This is a genomic window from Belnapia sp. AC561 (assembly GCF_979252845.1).
Genome location: NZ_CEEDBP010000025.1, coordinates 62,952 through 79,675 on the forward strand (window position 1 = coordinate 62,952; position 16,724 = coordinate 79,675).

Below are 16,724 nucleotides of genomic sequence, written 5' to 3' on the forward strand. Positions count from 1 at the left end.
GACGGTGGTGGAACAATTCGATAATACCATAGTTATGGAAAAATCGGATGCCATCGCCGCCCTGGCCGCGCTGGCGCAGGACTCCCGGCTCGATGTCTTCCGCCTGCTGGTGCAGGCCGGGATGGAAGGCCTGGCGGCCGGGCGGATCGGCGAGGCCCTGGGCCTGCCCGCCGCCACGCTTTCCTTCCATCTGAACCAGCTTCGCCATGCCGGGCTGGTGACCTTCCGGCGCGAGGGGCGGTCGCTGATCTACATGGCCGAATTCGCCACCATGAACGGCCTGATCGGCTTCCTGACCGACAATTGCTGCGGCCGTGAGCGCGGGGCCTGCCTGCCCGCCGGCCTGCTGTGCGAGCCCGGCTCCACGCCGCTTCCGAAGGAACCCTCGACATGAGCGAAACACGCCTGCCGGTTGCCGTCATCGGCGCCGGTCCCGTCGGCCTGGCGGCGGCGGTCCAGCTGCTCGGCCGGGGCGAGCTGCCCCTGGTGCTGGAAGCCGGCCCGGCGGTCGGGCACAGCATCCGGCAATGGGGGCATGTCCGCATGTTCACCCCCTGGCGCTACTGCATCGATGCGCAGGCCGGGGTGCTGCTGGCGGCGGCGGGCTGGACCCCGCCGCCGGCCGATGCGGTGCCGACCGGCGCGGAGCTGGTGGCCCGCTACCTGGAGCCGCTCGCGGCGCTGCCGGCGCTGGCCGCCCGGATCCGGCTCGGGACCCGCGTCGTCGCGGTGACCCGCAAGGGCAGCGACAAGCTCCGGACCGAGGGCCGCGACGCGCTGCCCTTCGTGCTGCGCCTGGCCGGCGCCGACGGCAGCGAGCAGGCGGTCGAGGCCCGCGCGGTGATCGACTGCTCCGGCACCTGGGACAGTCCCAATCCGGCCGGCGCGGATGGCCTGCCGGCCCTGGGTGAGGCAGCCCTGGGCGAGGCAGCGCTGGGCGAGGCGGCGGCCGGCCGGATCGCCACCGGCATCCCGGACGTGCTCGGGGCGGATCGCGGCCACTATGCCGGGCGGACCACGGCCGTCGTCGGCGCCGGGCATTCGGCGCTGAATGCGCTGATCGACCTGGCCGCGCTGCGCGAGGCGGTGCCCGGCACGCGCATCCTCTGGGTGATGCGCAAGGCCCGGGTGGAGGCGGCCTTCGGCGGCGAGGCGCTGGACGGGCTGCCGGCGCGCGGCGCCCTCGGCAGCCAGGCGCGGCGGCTGGTGGAAAGCGGTGCCGTCGAGGTGCTGACGCCCTTCCGCATCGCCGCGATCCGCCGGGATGGGGAGGGCCTGCGCGTGCTGGGCGACCACGCGGGCCTGCCCGCCTCCTTCGCGGCGGATTCGCTGATCGTCGCGACCGGCTTCCGCCCGGACCTCTCGATGCTGCGGGAGATCCGCCTCTCGCTCGACCCGGCGCTGGAATGCGCGGCGGCGCTCGGCCCGCTGATCGACCCGAACCTGCATAGCTGCGGCACGGTGCGGCCGCATGGGGCGCGCGAGCTGGCGCATGCCGAGGCGGGATTCTTCATCGCCGGCATGAAGAGCTACGGCCGGGCGCCGACCTTCCTGCTGGCGACCGGGCATGAGCAGGTGCGCTCCATCGCCGCGGCGCTGGCGGGCGACATGGCCGCGGCGGCGCGGGTGGAGCTGGTGCTGCCGGAGACGGGGGTCTGCAACACGCAACCCACACCGGCGGCCGCAAGCTGCTGCGGCCCGGCGAAACCGGCACCGGCGGCGGCCTGCTGCGCACCGAAGCGGGTGCCGGCATGACCGTCACCATCTACCACAACCCCGCCTGCGGCACCTCCCGCACCGTCCTCGGCCTAATCCGCGGGAGCGGGGTGGAGCCGCGGGTGATCGAATACCTGAAGACCCCGCCGTCGCGCGCCGAGCTGGTGAGCCTAATCGGCCGCATGGGCATCACCGTGCGGGATCTGCTGCGGCAGAAGGGCACGCCCTATGACGAACTGGGGCTGGCCGATCCGGCCCACACCGACGAGCAATTGCTGGATGCGATGATGGCGCATCCGATCCTGATGAACCGCCCCATCGTGGTGACGCCGGCCGGGGTGAAGCTCTGCCGGCCGTCCGAGACGGTGCTGGACCTGCTGCCCCGGACCACGCCGTGAGCGAGGCCGTCGCCACCGTGCCGGGCAAGGCCCCCTCGCTCGGCACCTTCGAGCGCTACCTGACATTGTGGGTGGCGCTCTGCATCCTGGTCGGCATCGGGCTGGGGCGGGCGGTGCCGGCGCCCTTCCAGGCCATCGGCGCGGCGACGGTCGCCGAGGTGAACCTGCCGGTCGCGGCGCTGGTCTGGCTCATGGTCATTCCCATGCTGCTGAAGATCGACCTCGGCGCGCTGGGCCAGGTGCGGCGCCACTGGCGCGGCATCGCCGCCACGGTCGGCATCAACTGGCTGGTGAAGCCCTTCTCGATGGCCCTGCTCGGCTGGATCTTCATCGCGCATGTCTTCCGGCCCTGGCTGCCGGCGGCGCAGATCGACGGCTACCTGGCCGGGCTGATCCTGCTGGCGGCGGCGCCCTGCACCGCCATGGTCTTCGTCTGGTCCAACCTGGTGGAGGGCGAGCCGCATTTCACCCTGTCGCAGGTGGCGCTGAACGACACGATCATGGTCTTCGCCTTCGCGCCGATCGTCGGGCTGCTGCTCGGCCTGTCCTCGATCGCGGTGCCCTGGGGCACGCTGGTGCTCTCGGTGATGCTCTACATCGTCGTGCCGGTGATCGTGGCGCAGCTCTGGCGGCGCGCGCTGCTGGCCAGCGGCGGGGAGGCGGCGCTGGCGGCGATGCTGGGGCGGCTGGCGCCGCTCTCGCTCGGGGCGCTGCTGCTGACGCTGGTGCTGCTGTTCGGCCTGCAGGGCGAGCAGATCCTGCGCCAGCCGGCCGTCATCGCCCTGCTGGCGGTGCCGATCCTGATCCAGGTCTATGGCAATGCCGCGTTGGCCTATTGGCTGAACCGCCGGCTCGGGGTCGCCTGGTGCGTGGCCGGGCCCTCGGCGCTGATCGGCGCCAGCAACTTCTTCGAGCTGGCGGTGGCGACGGCGATCGCGTTGTTCGGCTTCCAGTCGGGCGCGGCGCTGGCGACGGTGGTCGGGGTGCTGGTGGAGGTGCCGGTGATGCTCTCCGTGGTCTGGATCGTCCGGCGCTCGCGCGGCTGGTATGAGGCGGGGGCCGGCGTCAGCCCCGGCTGAAGCGCAACCCGCTGGCCCGGGCGCCGCTGACGACCAGCGTATCGCCCTCAAGTTTTGCATCCAGCCAGCCCTGGAACAGCGTGCCCGGCGTGCGGATGCGGATGGCCTCGCCGGCGATGGGCTCGATGGGCCAGGGGCCGGCGGTGGTCAGCGGGCCGCGGACCTGCACGGCGAGCCCCGCTTCGGCGGGGGCGATGGTCCAGGTCGTCGCCAGCTCGGCACAGTGCCAGTCGCCGGCGAGGCCCGCGGGCAGCACCGGGTCGGCCGGGGCGCGGTGGAAGCTGGTGCGGGTGCCGGCATCGGTTTCCAGCACCAACCGGTCGCCCTCCGGCGGGCTGACGGTGAAGGGGAAGACCCCGCGCCGGGCGGCGAGGCGGCCATCCACGGTGGCGGCCAGCGGGAAGGGCACGCCGTGCTGGGTCGCGGCCGGGCCGGGCGCGAATTCGACGGTGGCGCCGGTGGCGGGGTCCAGCCAGCGGCCGGCGAGACCCTCCAGCTTCGGCATCGGCGGCACCGGATGCAGGCCGGGGCCGGCGGCCACGTCCAGCAGCTGATGCGCCAGGTGGTGGACGTCGATCCCGCCATGGTTGGCGATGGCGATGACGGTCAGGTCCCGCTCCGGCACCCGCAGGAAGCAGGTCTTGAAGCCGGGCCAGAGCCCGCCGTGGTCGACGGTGCGGAGGCCGCGGTAGGTCGTCACCTCCAGCCCGCGGGCATAAAGGTTGGGCGCGCCATTGGTGAAGGCCTCCGCGTGCTGCAGCGCCTCGGCGATGCCCGGAAGCAGGTCCCGGCTGTAGTTGCGGTCCCAGAGGGCGAGGTCCTCGACGCAGGAGACGAGGCCGCCCTCGCCACCGAGCGGGAAGCCATGCGCGGCGCGGACGAAGCCGGCGCCCTGCGGCAGGTAGCCGGTGGCGAGGTGGGGGACGATCTCGGTGGTGCCCGGCGTGTGCCGGGTGCGGGTCATGCCGAGCGGGGCGAAGATGCGGGCCTCGAGGAATTCGGCCAGCGCCAGGCCGCCGACGACCTCGACGATGCGGCCGAGCAGCAGGAAGCCGGTGTTGGAATAGCGGAAGCGGCTGCCGGGCGGGAAGTTCAGGCTGCGCTGGCGGCCGATGGCGGCGAGCAGGTCGGCTTGCGCCCAGGGCTGCGACAGGTCGGCGCCGCCGAGCCGCATCAGCTCCAGCATGTCGCGCAGGCCGGAGGTATTGTGCATCAGCTGGTCGATGCTGATGGGCGCCCCGAAGTCGGGCAGTCCCGGCAGATGGCGGTGGATCGGGTCCCCGACCGCGAGGTGCCCCTCGGCTGCCAGCAGCAGGATGGCGGCGCAGGTGAATTGCTTGCTGACGGAGGCGATGCGGAAGCGCGTCTCCGGGCCGATGGGGATGCCGTGCTCGATGCTGGCGAGGCCGGCGCTTTCGTGCAGCGCCAGGGCGCCGCCGCGCACCAGGCCCAAGGTGGCGCCGGGGCCGCTGCCCTCCCAGGGGGCGAGCAGGCGGCGGGCGTGGCGGCGCAGCGCCAAGGCATCGAGGTCCGTCATCAGTGCAGCCTCCCTCAGTGAAGCCGGGGCGCCTTGAGGAAGGAGCGGCGGTCGATCGAGCTCAGCACCAGCTCGCGCGGGGTGGCCTCCCGCGTGATGCTCAGCGGCACCTTGATGCCGGCCTGGCCGCAGGCCCAGAGCGCGCGCCAGAGGCCCGGCAGGTCGTTGATGCGGATGCCGCCGACCGAGACCAGCCGGTCGCCCTCGTGCAGCCCGGCCTTCTGCGCCGGGCCGTTGCGGGCCATGGAGGAGACGACGACGCCATCCTCGTCCTCCGCCGCATAAAGGCCGAGCCAGGGGCGGGCCGGGCGGTTGGGGCGGCCATAGGCCAGCAGGTCGTCCAGCACCGGCGGCAGCAGGCTGGCCGGCACCACCATGTTGAGGTCGACCCGGCGGCCCTTGCCGTCCTGCTGCTGCATGACGAGGGAGCCGATGCCCATCAGCTTGCCGGTGCCGCCGATCAGCCCGGCACCGCCCCAGGAGGGATGCGCCGGCGCGGTGAAGATCGCGTCCTCCAGCAGGTATTCCCAGTAGCCGGCGAATTCCTGCCGGGCGGCGATGGTGCAGCGCAGCGCATGCTTGCGGCCGCCGGCGCTGGCCAGCACCGCGGTATCGCCGGGGCGCGGCGCATCGCCGGTCTCGATCGGCAGCGCCGGCAGGTTCAGCTTGCCGAGCGCCTGGATCAGGCCGAAGCCGGTCTCGAAATCATAGGCCAGGGCATGGCCCGGGATGGCCCGGCCATCATGGGTGGTGAGCCAGATGGTCTCCGCTTCCGTCACGATGTAGCCGATGGTGGCGATCAGCCCGTCCGGCCGGATGACCACGCCGGAGCCGAGCCGCTCCGTGCCCAGGGTCTGGGCGGTGAAGGCATCGGCCGGGACCATGGCCTTCACGCCCACCACCGAGCGCATCACCTCGTCCAGGTCGAAGTCGTGGTCGGTCGGGTCCGGCTGCAACTCGGGCGGGATCTCCCATTCGCTGGATGCCATGCGCGCTTTCCGTTCCGCCGAGGGTCATGTCGTCGAGAGTCTTCGCCGGCCAATATCGGCCGGATGGACGGCTTCGCCAACGCGCCAGATGCGCTTCGGTGAATTCGGTGTGTCATTCGATATCGCCGAGGGCTGGCCGGGTCAGGATGGATGTTATAATATAACCTCCATGATCACCCCGCTCTCGCGCCGTGCCGCCCTCTTCGCCTCCGCCGGCCTGCTGGCCGGTCGGGGGGCGGTTGCCCAGACCAACGAGGCGCGGCCGGTGGTGGTCGCCTCCTTCTCCATCCTCGGCGACATGGTCCGGCAGTTGGCGGGCGACGCGGTGGCGCTGCGGGTGCTGGCCGGGCCGGAGACGGATGCGCATCTCTTCCAGCTACGGCCCTCGGAGGCCTCGGCGGTCCAGGGGGCGGGGCTGGTGGTGCGGAACGGCCTCGGCTTCGAGCCCTGGCTGGACCGGCTGCTGCGGAGCACCGGCTATCGCGGCGCGCTGGTGACGGCGAGCGCGGGGGTCACCCCGCGGCCGGGGGGCGCCGGCCATGCCGCGGACCCGCATGCCTGGCAGGATGTGGCGCTCGCCCGGTCCTATGCCGCGGCCATCGCCGCCGGGCTGCGCGGGCTGCTGCCGGAGGCCGCGGTGCGGGCCGCCGACTACGACGCGCGGCTGGCGGCGCTGGATGCCTGGGTGCGGGCGGAGGTGGCGCGGGTGCCGCCGGCGCGGCGGGTGGTGGTCACCAGCCACGACGCCTTCGGCTATTTCGCCGCGGCCTATGGCGTGCGGCTGCTGGCGCCGCAGGGCGTGGCGCCGAATGCCCAGCCTTCCGCCGCCCAGGTGGCGGCGCTGATCCGGCAGATCCGCGCCGAGGGGGTGACGGCGGTCTTCATCGAGGGCATCGGCAGCCAGGCGGTGATGGAGCGGCTGGCCCGCGATGCCGGCGTCACGGTGCGGGGCCGGCTCTATGCCGATACCCTCTCCCCGCCCGAGGGGCCGGCGCCGAGCTACGAGGCCATGGTGCGGCACAATCTCGGGCTGCTGGTGCCGGCGATGCTCGGCTGAGGGCAACCCCGGCGGCGGCGGCTGCGTAAGATGCCGCATGCCCGAAGCTCTTCCGCCCGAATGGGTCGACCCGCCGGACCTCGCCACCGCAAGGGCGGCGCAGGTGGCCCTCGCCGCGCGGGTCGAGGCGGTGGACCGCTTCGGCCCGGTGCGGCTGATCGGCGGGGTCGATATCAGCAATACCCGCTTCGATCCGGAGAACCTGGTCTTCGCCGCCGTGGTGCTGCTGGAATGGCCGGGGCTGGCGGTGGTGGGCCAGGCGACCGCGGTGCAGCGGGCGCGGATGCCCTATGTGCCGGGCTTCCTCGGCTTCCGCGAGGTGCCGGCGCTGCTGGAGGCCTGGGCCAAGCTGGAGGCGAAGCCCGACCTCGTGCTGGTGGATGGCCATGGCATCGCCCATCCGCGGGGCCTCGGCATCGCCGCGCATCTCGGCGTGGTGCTGGATGTGCCCAGCATCGGCGTGGCGAAGTCGCCCCTGGTCGGCCGGCCCGAGGCGGAGCTGGAGGCCGAGCCCGGGGCGGAGCAGCCGCTGGTCTGGAAGGGCCGGCGGCTCGGCACCCTGCTGCGGACGCGCAAGCGCTCCAACCCGCTGTATGTCTCGCTCGGCCACCGGATCTCGGAGGCGAGCGCGGTCGACTGGGTGCGGCGCTGCGGCACCGGCTACCGGCTGCCGGAGCCGACCCGGCAGGCGCATCTGGCGGCCAATGCGGCGCGCCGGGCGCATGGAGTCGCCATTCCGGCCGCGCCGGAGTAAGCCGCGCCGATGCACAGAGTATGGCTGGCGCTCGGCGCCTTGGCGGGCCTGGCGGCCGTGGGGCTTTCGGCCTGGGCGTCCCACGCGGCGCCGATGCGGCTGGAGCCGCAGCGCTTGGCGATGCTGGCGAGCGGGTTGCAGCAGCAGGGCTGGCATGCGCTGGCCTTGCTCGCGGTGGGGCTCTGGGCGGAGCGGCGCGGCGGGGTGCTGCCGCATCTGGCCGGAGCGGCCTTCGCCGTCGGGATGCTGCTGTTCTGCGGCGGGGTCTATGCGGTGGCGATCGGTGGCGTCTCGCTCGGCTCGGTCGCGCCGGTGGGCGGGACCCTGCTGATGGTCGGCTGGGCGCTGCTCTTCGTCTCGGCGGTGTGGCGCCCCCGGACGACGCCATGATCGGCGCGGCGTACCTCGCGGCCGAGGGCTTCGAGGCGGAGCTGGCCGAGGAACTGCGCCTCGGCGGACGCAGCATCACGACGTGGCACGGCAGGCTGGCGCTCTCGCCCGAGCCGCCGGGGCCGAGCGCCTGGGCGCTGGAGACCTGGACCGCGCCGCAGGAGGTGCCGGCGCCCTCGGTGAAATCGGCCGCCGATGCGCTGCGGGCGGTGCAGCGGAACTGGGCGCTCTATGCCCATGGCCAGCACCGCCGCGCCGCGCTGATCGAGGAACGGCTGCCGCCGGTGAAGGCGCGTCCGCTGCTGTTCCCGGAAGCCGCGCCCACCGGGCACCTCGGCGGCTGGACCCTGCTGGCGACCGACCGGCTGCTGTTCAGCCCGACCAAGACCAGCCCCTTCGTCAATGGCGCGGTGCAATTCGTCGAGGACCGCGAGGGGCCGCCGAGCCGCGCCTACCTCAAGCTGTGGGAAGCGCTGACCCGGGCCGGGCGCTGGCCTCAGCCGGGGGAGCGCTGCCTCGACCTCGGCGCCTCGCCGGGCGGCTGGACCTGGGCCATCGCGCAGCTCGGCGCCGAGGTGGTGGCGGTGGACAAGGCGCCGCTGGACCCCGCCGTCGCCGCCATGCCCGGCGTCTCGATGCGGCTGGAAAGCGCCTTCGGGCTGGACCCGAAGCAGCTGCCGGTGATGGACTGGCTGTTCAGCGACGTCATCTGCTACCCGGCCCGGCTGCTGGCCCTGGTGCGGCGCTGGCTGGAGGCGGGGCGGGCGCGGAATTTCTGCTGCACCATCAAGTTCCAGGGCGAGACGGACCATGCCGCGGCGGCCGAATTCGCCTCTATCCCCGGCGCGATGGTCTTCCACGGCGCGCACAACAAGCATGAGCTGATGTTCGTGCGTCTGGGATGATCCCCTTGGGCTGATCCCGGCTGGCACGGCGGATGCTGTTGCGCTGGCGGCGCCCATGGCGCCCCGTGCGGCATCCGGCCGGCGGAACGGCAGGAAAGGTCAGGAGATGCAGGTCTCGGGGCAGGTTTCGGGCAGCGCCGGCGGCGCGGCGATGCTGCAGCAGATGCGCGACAGGATGTTCGCCCGCGCCGACAAGGATGGCGACGGCGGCCTCTCGCTCGATGAGTTCAAGGCGATGGCGAAGCGCCCGCCGCGGGAGGCAGGAAGTGCCGCGCCGGCGGCAGGGGCTGCCGCGGCATCGGCAAGCTCGGCCGGCGGGACGGACCGGGCCGCCGCCGCCTTCAGCGCGCTGGACACCAATGGCGACGGCAAGCTGAGCGGCGCGGAGCTGGAGCAGGGCCGGCGGTCGCGCCATGCCGGGGCGGCCTCGCGGGAGGGGCTGTCGGCGCTGCTCGGCCTGCAGGAAGGTGCCCAGGCGGTTAGCGGGCTGGAGGCGCTGATGGGCCGCGCGCTGCGGGCCTATGGCGGCGCGGGTTCCGCTGCCTGAGGAAGGCTGGCAAGCTTCCGGGCCAGGGAGAGGAAAAATCCACCATGGTCCTGCCGGCATTGACCATCCAGGGGATCGCGGTGCGCGCCGTCGATGCGCCGCTCGACCCGCCGCTGCGCAACAGCCTCAACGTCATCCCGCGCGCCCCGCTGGTCATCGCCGAGGTGCGGACGACCCAGGGCGTGACCGGCAATGCCTATGTCTTCCCCTATACCCCGGCCGCGCTCGGCCCGGTGGCAGCGCTGGTGCGGAACATCGGCGCCGGGCTCGCCGGCCGGTCGCTGGCGCCGGCTGTATTGTGGGCCGAGCTGCACAACAATTTCCGCATCCTCGGCACCGAGGGGCTGGTGCAGATCGCGCTCTCCTGCCTCGACATGGCGCTGTGGGATACGCTGGCGCGGGCCGCCGGGGTGCCGCTCTGCCGGCTGCTCGGCGCGGAGCCCCGCGCGCTGCCGATCTACGCCTCGCTACGCGGCTGGGGCGCGGCGATGCTGGCGGAGGAGGCGGGGCACTCGGTCGCCACGCTCGGCGCCCGCGCGGTGAAGTTCAAGCTCGGCCAGGCGCGGCTGGAGGATGACCTGGACACCGTCCGCGCGGTGCGCGGCGCGGTCGGGAACGGCGTCGAGATCCTGGTCGACTACAACCAGGGGCTGACCCGGCCGGAGGCGGAGCGGCGCGGCCTGGCGCTCGAGGCGCTCGACGTGCGCTGGCTGGAGGAGCCGCTGCCGGTCGACGACGATGCCGGGCTGGCGGCGCTGCGCGGCCAGCTGCGCCTGCCGGTGCAGGGCGGCGAGAATTGGTGGGGACCGAAGGGCATGGCCCGCGCGCTGGAGGCCGGCGCGCTGGACCTCTGCATGCCGGATGCGATGAAGATCGGCGGCGTCACCGGCTGGATGCAGGCGGCCTCGATCGCCGCGGCGAAGCGCATCCCGATGTCCTCGCACATATTCATCGAGGCCAGCGCGCAGCTGCTGCCGGCGACGCCGACGGCGCATCTGCTGGAGCACCTGGACGTGGCCGGGCCGCTGCTGCGGCAGCCGCTGGAGGTGCAGGGCGGCATGGCGATCGTGCCGGAGCGGCCGGGGCTCGGCCTCGACTGGGACCCGGCGGCGCTGGCGAAGTGGGCGGCGGATGCCTGAACGAGCGGCGTTGGCCGCGATGCCGCCGCGGGTTAGTCTCCGCCCCGATTGAACCCCGGGAGATTGCCGTGCGCGCCTTGTTCGTCGATGCCAATGACTCGCTCGCCGAGGTCACCGAGCGGCTCGGCCGGCCGGGCGACCCGCAGGTGGTGATCAACCGCAACCCCGACATCACCAGCGCCGACCTGCCGAAGCTGCTGGCCGGGTATGAGATCGCAATCGACGATCATACCCAATTCCCGACCGAGATCGTGAAGCAGTGCAAGGATCTCAAGCACATCGTCTTCCTCGGCACCGGTGCCCGCAGCTACATGAACCCGGAGGAGCTGGAGGCGCTCGGCGTCACCGTCCACATCATCAAGGGCTATGGCGATACCGCGGTCGCCGAGATGGCCTTCGCGCTGATGTGGGATTCGGCCCGCCGGATCGCCTCCATGGATGCGGCGATCCGCCGCGGGGACTGGCCGCGCACGGTCGGCATGCAGCTCACCGGCAAGACCATCGGCCTGGTCGGCACCGGCGGCATCGGCGCCGAGATGGCGCGGCTCTGCGCCGGCATCGGGATGAAGGTGCTGGCCTGGAACCGCACGCCGAAGGCGATGCCGGGCATCGAGTTCTGCTCGCTCGAACGCGTGCTGGGCGAGAGCGACGTGGTCTCCGTCCACCTGCTGCTGAACGACGAGACGCGGGGCTTCCTCTCGGCCGAGAAGCTGGCGCTGATGAAGCAGGGCTCGATCCTGGTGAACACCGCGCGCGGCGCCATCATTGACGAGGATGCGCTGGCCACGGCGCTGGCGACGGGACGGATCGGCCATGCCGCGCTGGATGTCTTCGTGGCGGAGCCGCTGGCGGCCGGGCATCCGCTGCGGGACATGCCGAATACCACGCTCGCGCCGCATGCCGCCTTCCGCACGCCGGAGGCCAGCGACAACCTGATCGGCGCGGCGCTCGACCATTGCCGGCGGATCGTCGCCGAGGGGAAGTAACGTTGGGCGCGCTCAGCGTGCCCAGGCCCCCATCAGCACCCCCTCGGCCAGCTTGCCCTGGGGGGTGAAGTCGGTGTCCTCGGCGCCGCCGCGGCCGGGGTCGGTGAACCAGCGCCAGACCAGCACCGCCTCCACCGCGGGGCGGTCCAGGGTCTTCAGCCAGCGGGCCAGCACCGCCGCCTGGACGCGCGGGTCGGCCGGGGCGCGGCGCTCCTCCACCGTCTCCCAGGGGCGGCGGGCGGCGCCGGCGGCGGAGCGGAGGCCGAGCTCCGCCACCCAGATCCGGCGGCGGAGGCGGGCCGAGAGCCGGTCCAGCCGCTCCGCCTCCCGCCGCATCACCACGCCCCATTCCTCCGGCCCGTCGTCCCGGCCGAGCGCCGGGAAGAGCCGCAGGCCGATGCCGTCGAGCCGGTCCCAGAAGCCGATGCCCTCGGCTTCCTCCAGGCTGTTCGCGACGAAGATCAGCCGGCCGCGAAAGGCGCCGCGGAGCTGGTCCGCCAGGCCGCGCCATTCCGGGCGGCCGATGCTGCGGGACAGGCCGGTGCCGATGGACAGCGCCTCGGCCCCCGCCGCCTGGGAGAGCTTCGCCAAGTCCAGAAGGCCCTCGCCATAGCTGGCGAACCAGCTTTTCCAGCCGGACTCATGGGCGGGGGCGGCGGCCTCCGCCTTGCCGCCCTCGACCCAGAGATGCGGCTTCACCAGCACCTTCAGCCCGGCCGCGCGGGCCCGGACGATGGTCTCGGCCAGCGCCGCCGGGTCGAGGTCGCCGCCCCGGGCGACGCTGGCGCTGGCCGGGCCGGATTGCCAGAGGAAGGGGACGAGGGCCACGCTATCCGCGCCCAGCGCCGCCACCTGGCGCAGGGCGAAGCGGGCATCCGGCCCGCCATAGGGGAAGCCCGGCAATTGCATCAGGTTGACCCCGCGCCAGGCGCCGGCCACCGGCGGTGCGGCGGGATGGGCTGGGGCGGGCTGGGCTGGGCGCGCGGCCGGCTGCGCCAGCGCGCTGGCGGGCATCAGGCCGGCGAGGAGGAGAGGGCGGCGCGGGAGCATCACGCCCGGGTTATAACGGGGGCGAGGCAAAGCACAGGGGCGATAATGCGCGAGAGGCTGGTCATCCTCGGCGCCGGCGGGCATGGCCGGGCGCTGATCGAATTGCTGCAGGACCTGCCGGGCTACGAACTGGCCGGTCTGGTCGATGGGCGGCCGCCGCCCGGCCCGGTGCTGGGCCTGCCGGTGCTGGGGGATGAGGCGGTGCTGCCGGCGCTGTTCCGGGACGGCTGCCGGCTGGCCTGCATCGCCATCGGCGACAATGCCGCCCGGCTGGCGGCAGGCGCCCGGCTGGAAGCGCTGGGCTTCGCCCTGCCGGCGCTGGTGCATCCCTCCGCCATCGTCGCCCGCAGCGCGGCGCTCGGCCCCGGCACGGTGGTGCTGCCGCGGGTGGTGCTGGGGGCGCTGGCGCGCGTCGGGCGGCTGGCGATCCTCAATACCGGGGCGATCGCCGAGCATGACACGGTGGTGGGGGAGGGGGCGCATGTCGGCCCCGGGGCGGTGCTGGCGGGCGGCGTGCGGGTCGGCGCGCGGGCGCTGGTCGGGGCCGGGGCGGCCTGCCGGCCCTATGTCGGCATCGGCGAGGCGGCGGTGGTCGGGGTCGGCGCGGCGGTGGTGGCGGATGTGGCGGCGGGGCAGTCGGTCGGCGGCGTGCCGGCGCGGGTGCTGGCCGCGCCTGGGTCCTAGCCCAGCATCGCCAGGGTGCGGGCGTCGGCGGCCCCGCCGAAATACCGGTCCAGCGCCGCCTGGAAGGCCGGCTCCGCCGGCCGGGCCCGCTGGAACAGGGTCATGCAGGACTGGAATTTCATGTCGTCCGGGCTGCCGAGGATCCGGTGGATCGAACGGCCCTCCACCCGGTTGACCAGCCCGGTCAGCTCCAGCAGCCGGGCCCCGAGCAGCGGATGCGCCAGATAGGCCTCGGCCTCGGCCAGCGAGGCGATGCCGTAGCGCCGCGCCATGGCGCTCTGGCCGAGCCCGGCGAGCTGCGGGAAGACGAACCACATCCAGTGGCTGCGCTTCTCGCCCGCGGCCAATTCCTGGCGGACCCGGTCCAGCACCGGATCCTGGGCCTGAACGAAGCGATCGAGGTCGAAGGGGTCGGTTGCCATGCCCGGAAGGTGGGCGGCCGGGGTGGCGATGCCAAGCGCCCTCCCTTGGCGCCGCCCCTCGCCTGTCCGCCGGCGCGATGCCATACCCGGCGGCAGGAGGACCCGGTATTTGCAGCCAGACGCCGCCCGAATCGCCTTCACCCGCGCGGGTGCCCGCCGTGGCTGCCTTGCCGCGCTCGCCCTGACGCTCGGCCTCGCGCCCTTCGGCCTGGTGGTCGGCATGGCCGCCGATGCCAAGGGCCTGTCCCTGCTGGAGACGCTGCTGATGTCCGGGCTGGTCTTCGCCGGCACGGGGCAGCTCGTCGCGCTGGAGCTCTGGGCCGATCCGGCGCCGGTGCTGGCGGCGACCCTGGCGGTGCTGGTCATCAACCTGCGGATGGCGCCGATGGGGGCGGCGCTGGCGCCGGTGCTCGACCGGCTTTCGGGCATCCGCCTGTGGGGCAGCCTGGCGGTGCTGGTGGACAATGCCTTCGCGCTGATGGTGGCGGAGATGCGGGCGGGGCGGCGGGATGCCGGCTTCCTGGTCGGCGCCAGCCTGACCATGTGGGCGAACTGGATGGTGATGTGCGCGGTCGGGCATGTCTTCGGCGCCGCCCTGAAGCTGCCGCCGGGGCATCCGGTCTTCTTCGCCTCGGTGGCGGCGCTGATGGCCATCCTCGTGCCGCTCTGGCGCGGGCGGTCGGACCTGCTGCCCTGGATCGTCGCCGGGGTGGCGGCGCTGGCGGTGCACGGGGCGGGGCTGGGGGCGCCCTGGCCGGTGCTGGCCGGCGCGCTGGCCGGTTCCGCCGCCGGGGCCGCCCGCGACCTGCGCCGCGCCGCGCCATGAGCCTGCGTTGGGACGTGCTGGCCGCCATCCTCGGCATGGCGGCGGTGACCTACCTGTGCCGCGCCGGGGGCTATGCCATCCTGCGGGTGACGCGGCCGCCGCCCTTCGTGCAGGCGATGCTGCTGCACCTGCCGGGCTGCATCTTCGTCGCCTTCCTCGCCCCGGCGCTCGCCCGCGGCGGCTGGCCGGCCTGGGTGGCGGCGGCGGCGGCGCTGCTGGCGCAGGTCCGGCTGGGCCGGCTGGCGCTGTCCATCCTGGTCGGGGTGGCGGTGCTCTGGGTCCTGCAGGCGATGCGGGGCGTGGTCTGAGGGCGGCGGATTCAGCGAATTTTCACCTCCCGACGGCAAGCTGCGCCGGCGCAAGAGGATCGTCTCCATGTCGTCCGAGCCCCTGTATCGCCTTGCCTACCTCAGCCAGAACCTGCTGCCGCCGGAGGAGAGCGAGGCCGGTATCCGCCAGATCCTGGAAACCGCCCGCCGCAAGAATACGGCGCTCGGCCTGACCGGGGCGCTGCTGTTCAGCGCCGATGCCTTCGCCCAGGTGCTGGAGGGACCGGAATCCGTGGTCTGGGAAACCTATCACCGGATCGAGGCCGATCCGCGCCATTCCAACCCGATGGTGGTCGGCTCCGGCCCCATCGCCGCCCGGTCCTTCGGGGCCTGGAGCATGGGCTATATCGGCCCCTCACCGGAGGTGGAGGCGCGTTTCGCCGCCATCACCGCCAAGGACAACGGCGCCCAGGCGGGGCCGGAGGTGGTCGATCTGCTGCTCGCCACCATGGCCGGGCAGACCGCCGAAGCGGCCGCGGCCTAGCCCAAAGGTCAGACCTCGGCGTGCAGCAGGGCCCGGGCGGCGTCGCCGGACCAGGCCTTGTCGTACAGCGCCAGCAGCCGGTCCGCCTGGGTCATGCCGCTGGCCACGATCTCGTCGAGCGGGGCCAGGTAGACCTCCTCGCCGAGGCCGCGGGCGCGCAGCCCGTCGCGCGCGATGGCCAGCACGTCCCGCGCCACGTCCTGCACGCTGCGGCCGCGGATGCGGGCCTGCAAGGCATCGCGCGGGGCGGCGAGGCGGAGGGCGCGGATCTCCTCCAGCGTCCAGTCCCGCACCAGCGCGGCGGCGGCCTTCTGCGCCGCGTCGTCATAGATCAGCCCGACCCAGAAGGCCGGCTTGGCGACGATCATCGCCGCGCTGCCGGCATCCGAACCGCGCATCTCGAGGAAGCGCTTCAACCGCACATCGGTGAAGGCGGTGGTCACGTGGTCGGCGAAGTCGCCGATGGTGGCGCGCTGGCCGGGCAGGATATCCAGCTTGCCCGCCATGAAGTCGCGGAAGCTGCGGCCGGCGGCATCCAGCCACTGGCCATCGCGCATGACGAAATACATCGGCACGTCGAGCAGCCATTCGGCGAAACGCTCGAAGCCGAAGCCCTGTTCGAAGACCACGGCGGGGATGCCGGTGCGGTCGGCGTCGGTGTCGGTCCAGACCTGGCCGCGCATGCTGCGGAAGCCGTTGGGCTTGCCCTCGGTGAAGGGCGAATTGGCAAACAGCGCGGTGGCGACCGGCTGCAGCGCGAGGGAGATGCGCAGCTTCTCGACCATGTCGGCCTCGTCGCCGAAATCGAGGTTGGCCTGCACGGTGCAGGTCCGCTGCATCATGTCGAGGCCCATGCTGCCGACCAGCGGCATGTAGCGGCGCATGATGGCGTAGCGGCCCTTCGGCATCCAGGGCATCTCGGCGCGCGAATGGGTCGGGTGGAAGCCGAGCGGGGCGAAGCCGATGCCCATCGCATCCGTCACCGCATGGACTTCCCGCAGGTGGTCCTGCAGCTCCAGATGGGTCGCGTGCAGGTCCGGCACGATGGCGCCCGAAAGCTCCAGCTGCCCCGCCGGCTCCAGGCTGATGGAAGCGCCGCGGCGCTTCAGGCCGATCGGGTTGCCGGCATCGAGGATCGGCTCCCAGCCCTTCGCCGCCAGGCCGTCGAGAATGGCGCGGATGCCGCCCGGCCGGCCCTCGGACTCATAGGCGGGGCTGGCGAAATCGCTGCGGAAGAAGCCGAATTTCTCGTGCTCGGTGCCCATGCCCCAGGTGCCGCGCGGCTTGCCGCCGGCGGCGAACCATTCGGCGAGCTGCCGATGATCGGTGATCGGCGTCAGATCCGCTTCGCCGGGATTGGACATCCTGCCGCTTCCACCTGTCCGGGCTCGGGCGGAATGCCCGGCGCGATTAAACTGTATTCCGGCGCGCC

The 16,724-nt window shown here is 73.2% G+C and carries 20 protein-coding genes; 15 read left to right on the top strand and 5 right to left on the bottom strand.

Annotation, left to right across the window (positions count from 1 at the left end; genetic code table 11):
* Nucleotides 1-7: 7 nt before the first annotated feature.
* The 4 genes from AC0IW9_RS19475 to arsB are packed head-to-tail and all read left to right on the top strand — an operon-like array spanning nucleotide 8 to nucleotide 3,193.
* Nucleotides 8-394: an ArsR/SmtB family transcription factor gene (locus tag AC0IW9_RS19475; RefSeq protein WP_471649953.1), complete on the top strand. Its 387-nt coding sequence runs from the start codon at nucleotides 8-10 to the stop codon at nucleotides 392-394.
* Entirely contained in the window at nucleotides 391-1,755 is a 1,365-nt protein-coding gene (locus tag AC0IW9_RS19480; RefSeq protein WP_471649954.1) for an NAD(P)/FAD-dependent oxidoreductase, read from the top strand. The genes AC0IW9_RS19475 and AC0IW9_RS19480 overlap by 4 nt, the downstream gene beginning before the upstream one ends.
* The gene (arsC, locus tag AC0IW9_RS19485) at nucleotides 1,752-2,114 is read left to right on the top strand and encodes an arsenate reductase (glutaredoxin) (protein WP_471649955.1); all 363 of its coding nucleotides are present in this window, start codon (nucleotides 1,752-1,754) and stop codon (nucleotides 2,112-2,114) included. The genes AC0IW9_RS19480 and arsC overlap by 4 nt, the downstream gene beginning before the upstream one ends.
* The gene (gene arsB, locus AC0IW9_RS19490; RefSeq protein ID WP_471649956.1) at nucleotides 2,111-3,193 is read left to right on the top strand and encodes an ACR3 family arsenite efflux transporter; all 1,083 of its coding nucleotides are present in this window, start codon (nucleotides 2,111-2,113) and stop codon (nucleotides 3,191-3,193) included. Before arsC ends, arsB begins: the two co-directional genes overlap by 4 nt.
* Here arsB and AC0IW9_RS19495 read toward each other — a convergent pair.
* Nucleotides 3,180-4,730, bottom strand: coding sequence for a serine hydrolase domain-containing protein (locus tag AC0IW9_RS19495; RefSeq protein WP_471649957.1), 1,551 nt, complete (start codon nucleotides 4,728-4,730; stop codon nucleotides 3,180-3,182). The two genes, arsB and AC0IW9_RS19495, sit on opposite strands and share 14 nt — an antisense overlap.
* 14 nt (nucleotides 4,731-4,744) lie before the next feature.
* Nucleotides 4,745-5,719, bottom strand: coding sequence for a S1C family serine protease (locus AC0IW9_RS19500; RefSeq protein WP_471649958.1), 975 nt, complete (start codon nucleotides 5,717-5,719; stop codon nucleotides 4,745-4,747).
* A gap of 169 nt (nucleotides 5,720-5,888) precedes the next feature.
* Here AC0IW9_RS19500 and AC0IW9_RS19505 point away from each other — a divergent pair, with 169 nt between their 5' ends.
* From AC0IW9_RS19505 to AC0IW9_RS19535, 7 genes are all read left to right on the top strand, one after another.
* Entirely contained in the window at nucleotides 5,889-6,776 is an 888-nt protein-coding gene (locus AC0IW9_RS19505) for a metal ABC transporter solute-binding protein, Zn/Mn family (protein WP_471649959.1), read from the top strand.
* Between the two features lie 37 nt (nucleotides 6,777-6,813).
* Nucleotides 6,814-7,530 carry a deoxyribonuclease V gene (gene nfi, locus AC0IW9_RS19510; RefSeq protein ID WP_471649960.1) on the top strand — a complete coding sequence of 239 codons (717 nt, stop codon included), beginning with the start codon at nucleotides 6,814-6,816 and terminating at the stop codon, nucleotides 7,528-7,530.
* 9 nt (nucleotides 7,531-7,539) lie between these two features.
* Nucleotides 7,540-7,920 carry a DUF423 domain-containing protein gene (locus tag AC0IW9_RS19515; protein ID WP_471649961.1) on the top strand — a complete coding sequence of 127 codons (381 nt, stop codon included), beginning with the start codon at nucleotides 7,540-7,542 and terminating at the stop codon, nucleotides 7,918-7,920.
* Nucleotides 7,917-8,825 (top strand): SAM-dependent methyltransferase, encoded by a 909-nt coding sequence (locus AC0IW9_RS19520; RefSeq protein ID WP_471649962.1) that lies wholly within the window; start codon nucleotides 7,917-7,919, stop codon nucleotides 8,823-8,825. Before AC0IW9_RS19515 ends, AC0IW9_RS19520 begins: the two co-directional genes overlap by 4 nt.
* A gap of 106 nt (nucleotides 8,826-8,931) precedes the next feature.
* Complete coding sequence (locus AC0IW9_RS19525; RefSeq protein WP_471649963.1) at nucleotides 8,932-9,372, top strand: EF-hand domain-containing protein; 441 nt, start codon at nucleotides 8,932-8,934, stop codon at nucleotides 9,370-9,372.
* A gap of 44 nt (nucleotides 9,373-9,416) precedes the next feature.
* Nucleotides 9,417-10,511 carry an enolase C-terminal domain-like protein gene (locus AC0IW9_RS19530; protein WP_471649964.1) on the top strand — a complete coding sequence of 365 codons (1,095 nt, stop codon included), beginning with the start codon at nucleotides 9,417-9,419 and terminating at the stop codon, nucleotides 10,509-10,511.
* Between the two features lie 68 nt (nucleotides 10,512-10,579).
* The gene (locus tag AC0IW9_RS19535) at nucleotides 10,580-11,497 is read left to right on the top strand and encodes an NAD(P)-dependent oxidoreductase (protein ID WP_471649965.1); all 918 of its coding nucleotides are present in this window, start codon (nucleotides 10,580-10,582) and stop codon (nucleotides 11,495-11,497) included.
* Nucleotides 11,498-11,509: 12 nt separating this feature from the next.
* Here AC0IW9_RS19535 and AC0IW9_RS19540 read toward each other — a convergent pair whose 3' ends face one another.
* Nucleotides 11,510-12,547, bottom strand: coding sequence for a glycoside hydrolase family 113 (locus AC0IW9_RS19540; RefSeq protein WP_471649966.1), 1,038 nt, complete (start codon nucleotides 12,545-12,547; stop codon nucleotides 11,510-11,512).
* Between the two features lie 45 nt (nucleotides 12,548-12,592).
* On the opposite strand from AC0IW9_RS19540, the gene AC0IW9_RS19545 reads away from it, so the two are divergent.
* Nucleotides 12,593-13,231 carry an acetyltransferase gene (locus AC0IW9_RS19545; RefSeq protein ID WP_471649967.1) on the top strand — a complete coding sequence of 213 codons (639 nt, stop codon included), beginning with the start codon at nucleotides 12,593-12,595 and terminating at the stop codon, nucleotides 13,229-13,231.
* Here the strand turns inward: AC0IW9_RS19545 and AC0IW9_RS19550 are convergent.
* On the bottom strand, nucleotides 13,228-13,653 hold the full coding sequence (locus tag AC0IW9_RS19550; protein WP_471649968.1) for a DUF1810 domain-containing protein: 426 nt from the start codon (nucleotides 13,651-13,653) through the stop codon (nucleotides 13,228-13,230). The genes AC0IW9_RS19545 and AC0IW9_RS19550 overlap by 4 nt on opposite strands.
* Nucleotides 13,654-13,762: 109 nt before the next feature.
* On the opposite strand from AC0IW9_RS19550, the gene AC0IW9_RS19555 reads away from it, so the two are divergent.
* From AC0IW9_RS19555 to AC0IW9_RS19565, 3 genes are all read left to right on the top strand, one after another.
* Nucleotides 13,763-14,479 (top strand): AzlC family ABC transporter permease, encoded by a 717-nt coding sequence (locus AC0IW9_RS19555; RefSeq protein ID WP_471649969.1) that lies wholly within the window; start codon nucleotides 13,763-13,765, stop codon nucleotides 14,477-14,479.
* Nucleotides 14,476-14,787, top strand: a complete 312-nt coding sequence (locus AC0IW9_RS19560) for an AzlD family protein (protein WP_471649970.1) — start codon at nucleotides 14,476-14,478, stop codon at nucleotides 14,785-14,787. The genes AC0IW9_RS19555 and AC0IW9_RS19560 overlap by 4 nt, the downstream gene beginning before the upstream one ends.
* Before the next feature lie 67 nt (nucleotides 14,788-14,854).
* A complete protein-coding gene (locus AC0IW9_RS19565; protein WP_471649971.1) occupies nucleotides 14,855-15,292 on the top strand; it encodes a BLUF domain-containing protein in 438 nt (145 codons plus the stop codon).
* Nucleotides 15,293-15,300: 8 nt separating this feature from the next.
* Here AC0IW9_RS19565 and AC0IW9_RS19570 read toward each other — a convergent pair whose 3' ends face one another.
* Nucleotides 15,301-16,656 carry a glutamate--cysteine ligase gene (locus tag AC0IW9_RS19570; protein WP_471649972.1) on the bottom strand — a complete coding sequence of 452 codons (1,356 nt, stop codon included), beginning with the start codon at nucleotides 16,654-16,656 and terminating at the stop codon, nucleotides 15,301-15,303.
* Nucleotides 16,657-16,724 lie beyond the last annotated feature (68 nt).

What these genes read in the sequence shown, in the direction of transcription:
- AC0IW9_RS19480 (WP_471649954.1), top strand. Translation starts at nt 391, where the DNA reads ATGAGCGAAACACGCCTGCCGGTTGCCGTCATCGGCGCCGGTCCCGTC.
- arsC (WP_471649955.1), top strand. Translation starts at nt 1,752, where the DNA reads ATGACCGTCACCATCTACCACAACCCCGCCTGCGGCACCTCCCGCACC.
- AC0IW9_RS19495 (WP_471649957.1), bottom strand. Translation starts at nt 4,730, where the DNA reads ATGACGGACCTCGATGCCTTGGCGCTGCGCCGCCACGCCCGCCGCCTG.
- AC0IW9_RS19500 (WP_471649958.1), bottom strand. Translation starts at nt 5,719, where the DNA reads ATGGCATCCAGCGAATGGGAGATCCCGCCCGAGTTGCAGCCGGACCCG.
- AC0IW9_RS19505 (WP_471649959.1), top strand. Translation starts at nt 5,889, where the DNA reads ATGATCACCCCGCTCTCGCGCCGTGCCGCCCTCTTCGCCTCCGCCGGC.
- nfi (WP_471649960.1), top strand. Translation starts at nt 6,814, where the DNA reads ATGCCCGAAGCTCTTCCGCCCGAATGGGTCGACCCGCCGGACCTCGCC.
- AC0IW9_RS19515 (WP_471649961.1), top strand. Translation starts at nt 7,540, where the DNA reads ATGCACAGAGTATGGCTGGCGCTCGGCGCCTTGGCGGGCCTGGCGGCC.
- AC0IW9_RS19520 (WP_471649962.1), top strand. Translation starts at nt 7,917, where the DNA reads ATGATCGGCGCGGCGTACCTCGCGGCCGAGGGCTTCGAGGCGGAGCTG.
- AC0IW9_RS19525 (WP_471649963.1), top strand. Translation starts at nt 8,932, where the DNA reads ATGCAGGTCTCGGGGCAGGTTTCGGGCAGCGCCGGCGGCGCGGCGATG.
- AC0IW9_RS19530 (WP_471649964.1), top strand. Translation starts at nt 9,417, where the DNA reads ATGGTCCTGCCGGCATTGACCATCCAGGGGATCGCGGTGCGCGCCGTC.
- AC0IW9_RS19540 (WP_471649966.1), bottom strand. Translation starts at nt 12,547, where the DNA reads ATGCTCCCGCGCCGCCCTCTCCTCCTCGCCGGCCTGATGCCCGCCAGC.
- AC0IW9_RS19545 (WP_471649967.1), top strand. Translation starts at nt 12,593, where the DNA reads ATGCGCGAGAGGCTGGTCATCCTCGGCGCCGGCGGGCATGGCCGGGCG.
- AC0IW9_RS19550 (WP_471649968.1), bottom strand. Translation starts at nt 13,653, where the DNA reads ATGGCAACCGACCCCTTCGACCTCGATCGCTTCGTTCAGGCCCAGGAT.
- AC0IW9_RS19560 (WP_471649970.1), top strand. Translation starts at nt 14,476, where the DNA reads ATGAGCCTGCGTTGGGACGTGCTGGCCGCCATCCTCGGCATGGCGGCG.
- AC0IW9_RS19565 (WP_471649971.1), top strand. Translation starts at nt 14,855, where the DNA reads ATGTCGTCCGAGCCCCTGTATCGCCTTGCCTACCTCAGCCAGAACCTG.
- AC0IW9_RS19570 (WP_471649972.1), bottom strand. Translation starts at nt 16,656, where the DNA reads ATGTCCAATCCCGGCGAAGCGGATCTGACGCCGATCACCGATCATCGG.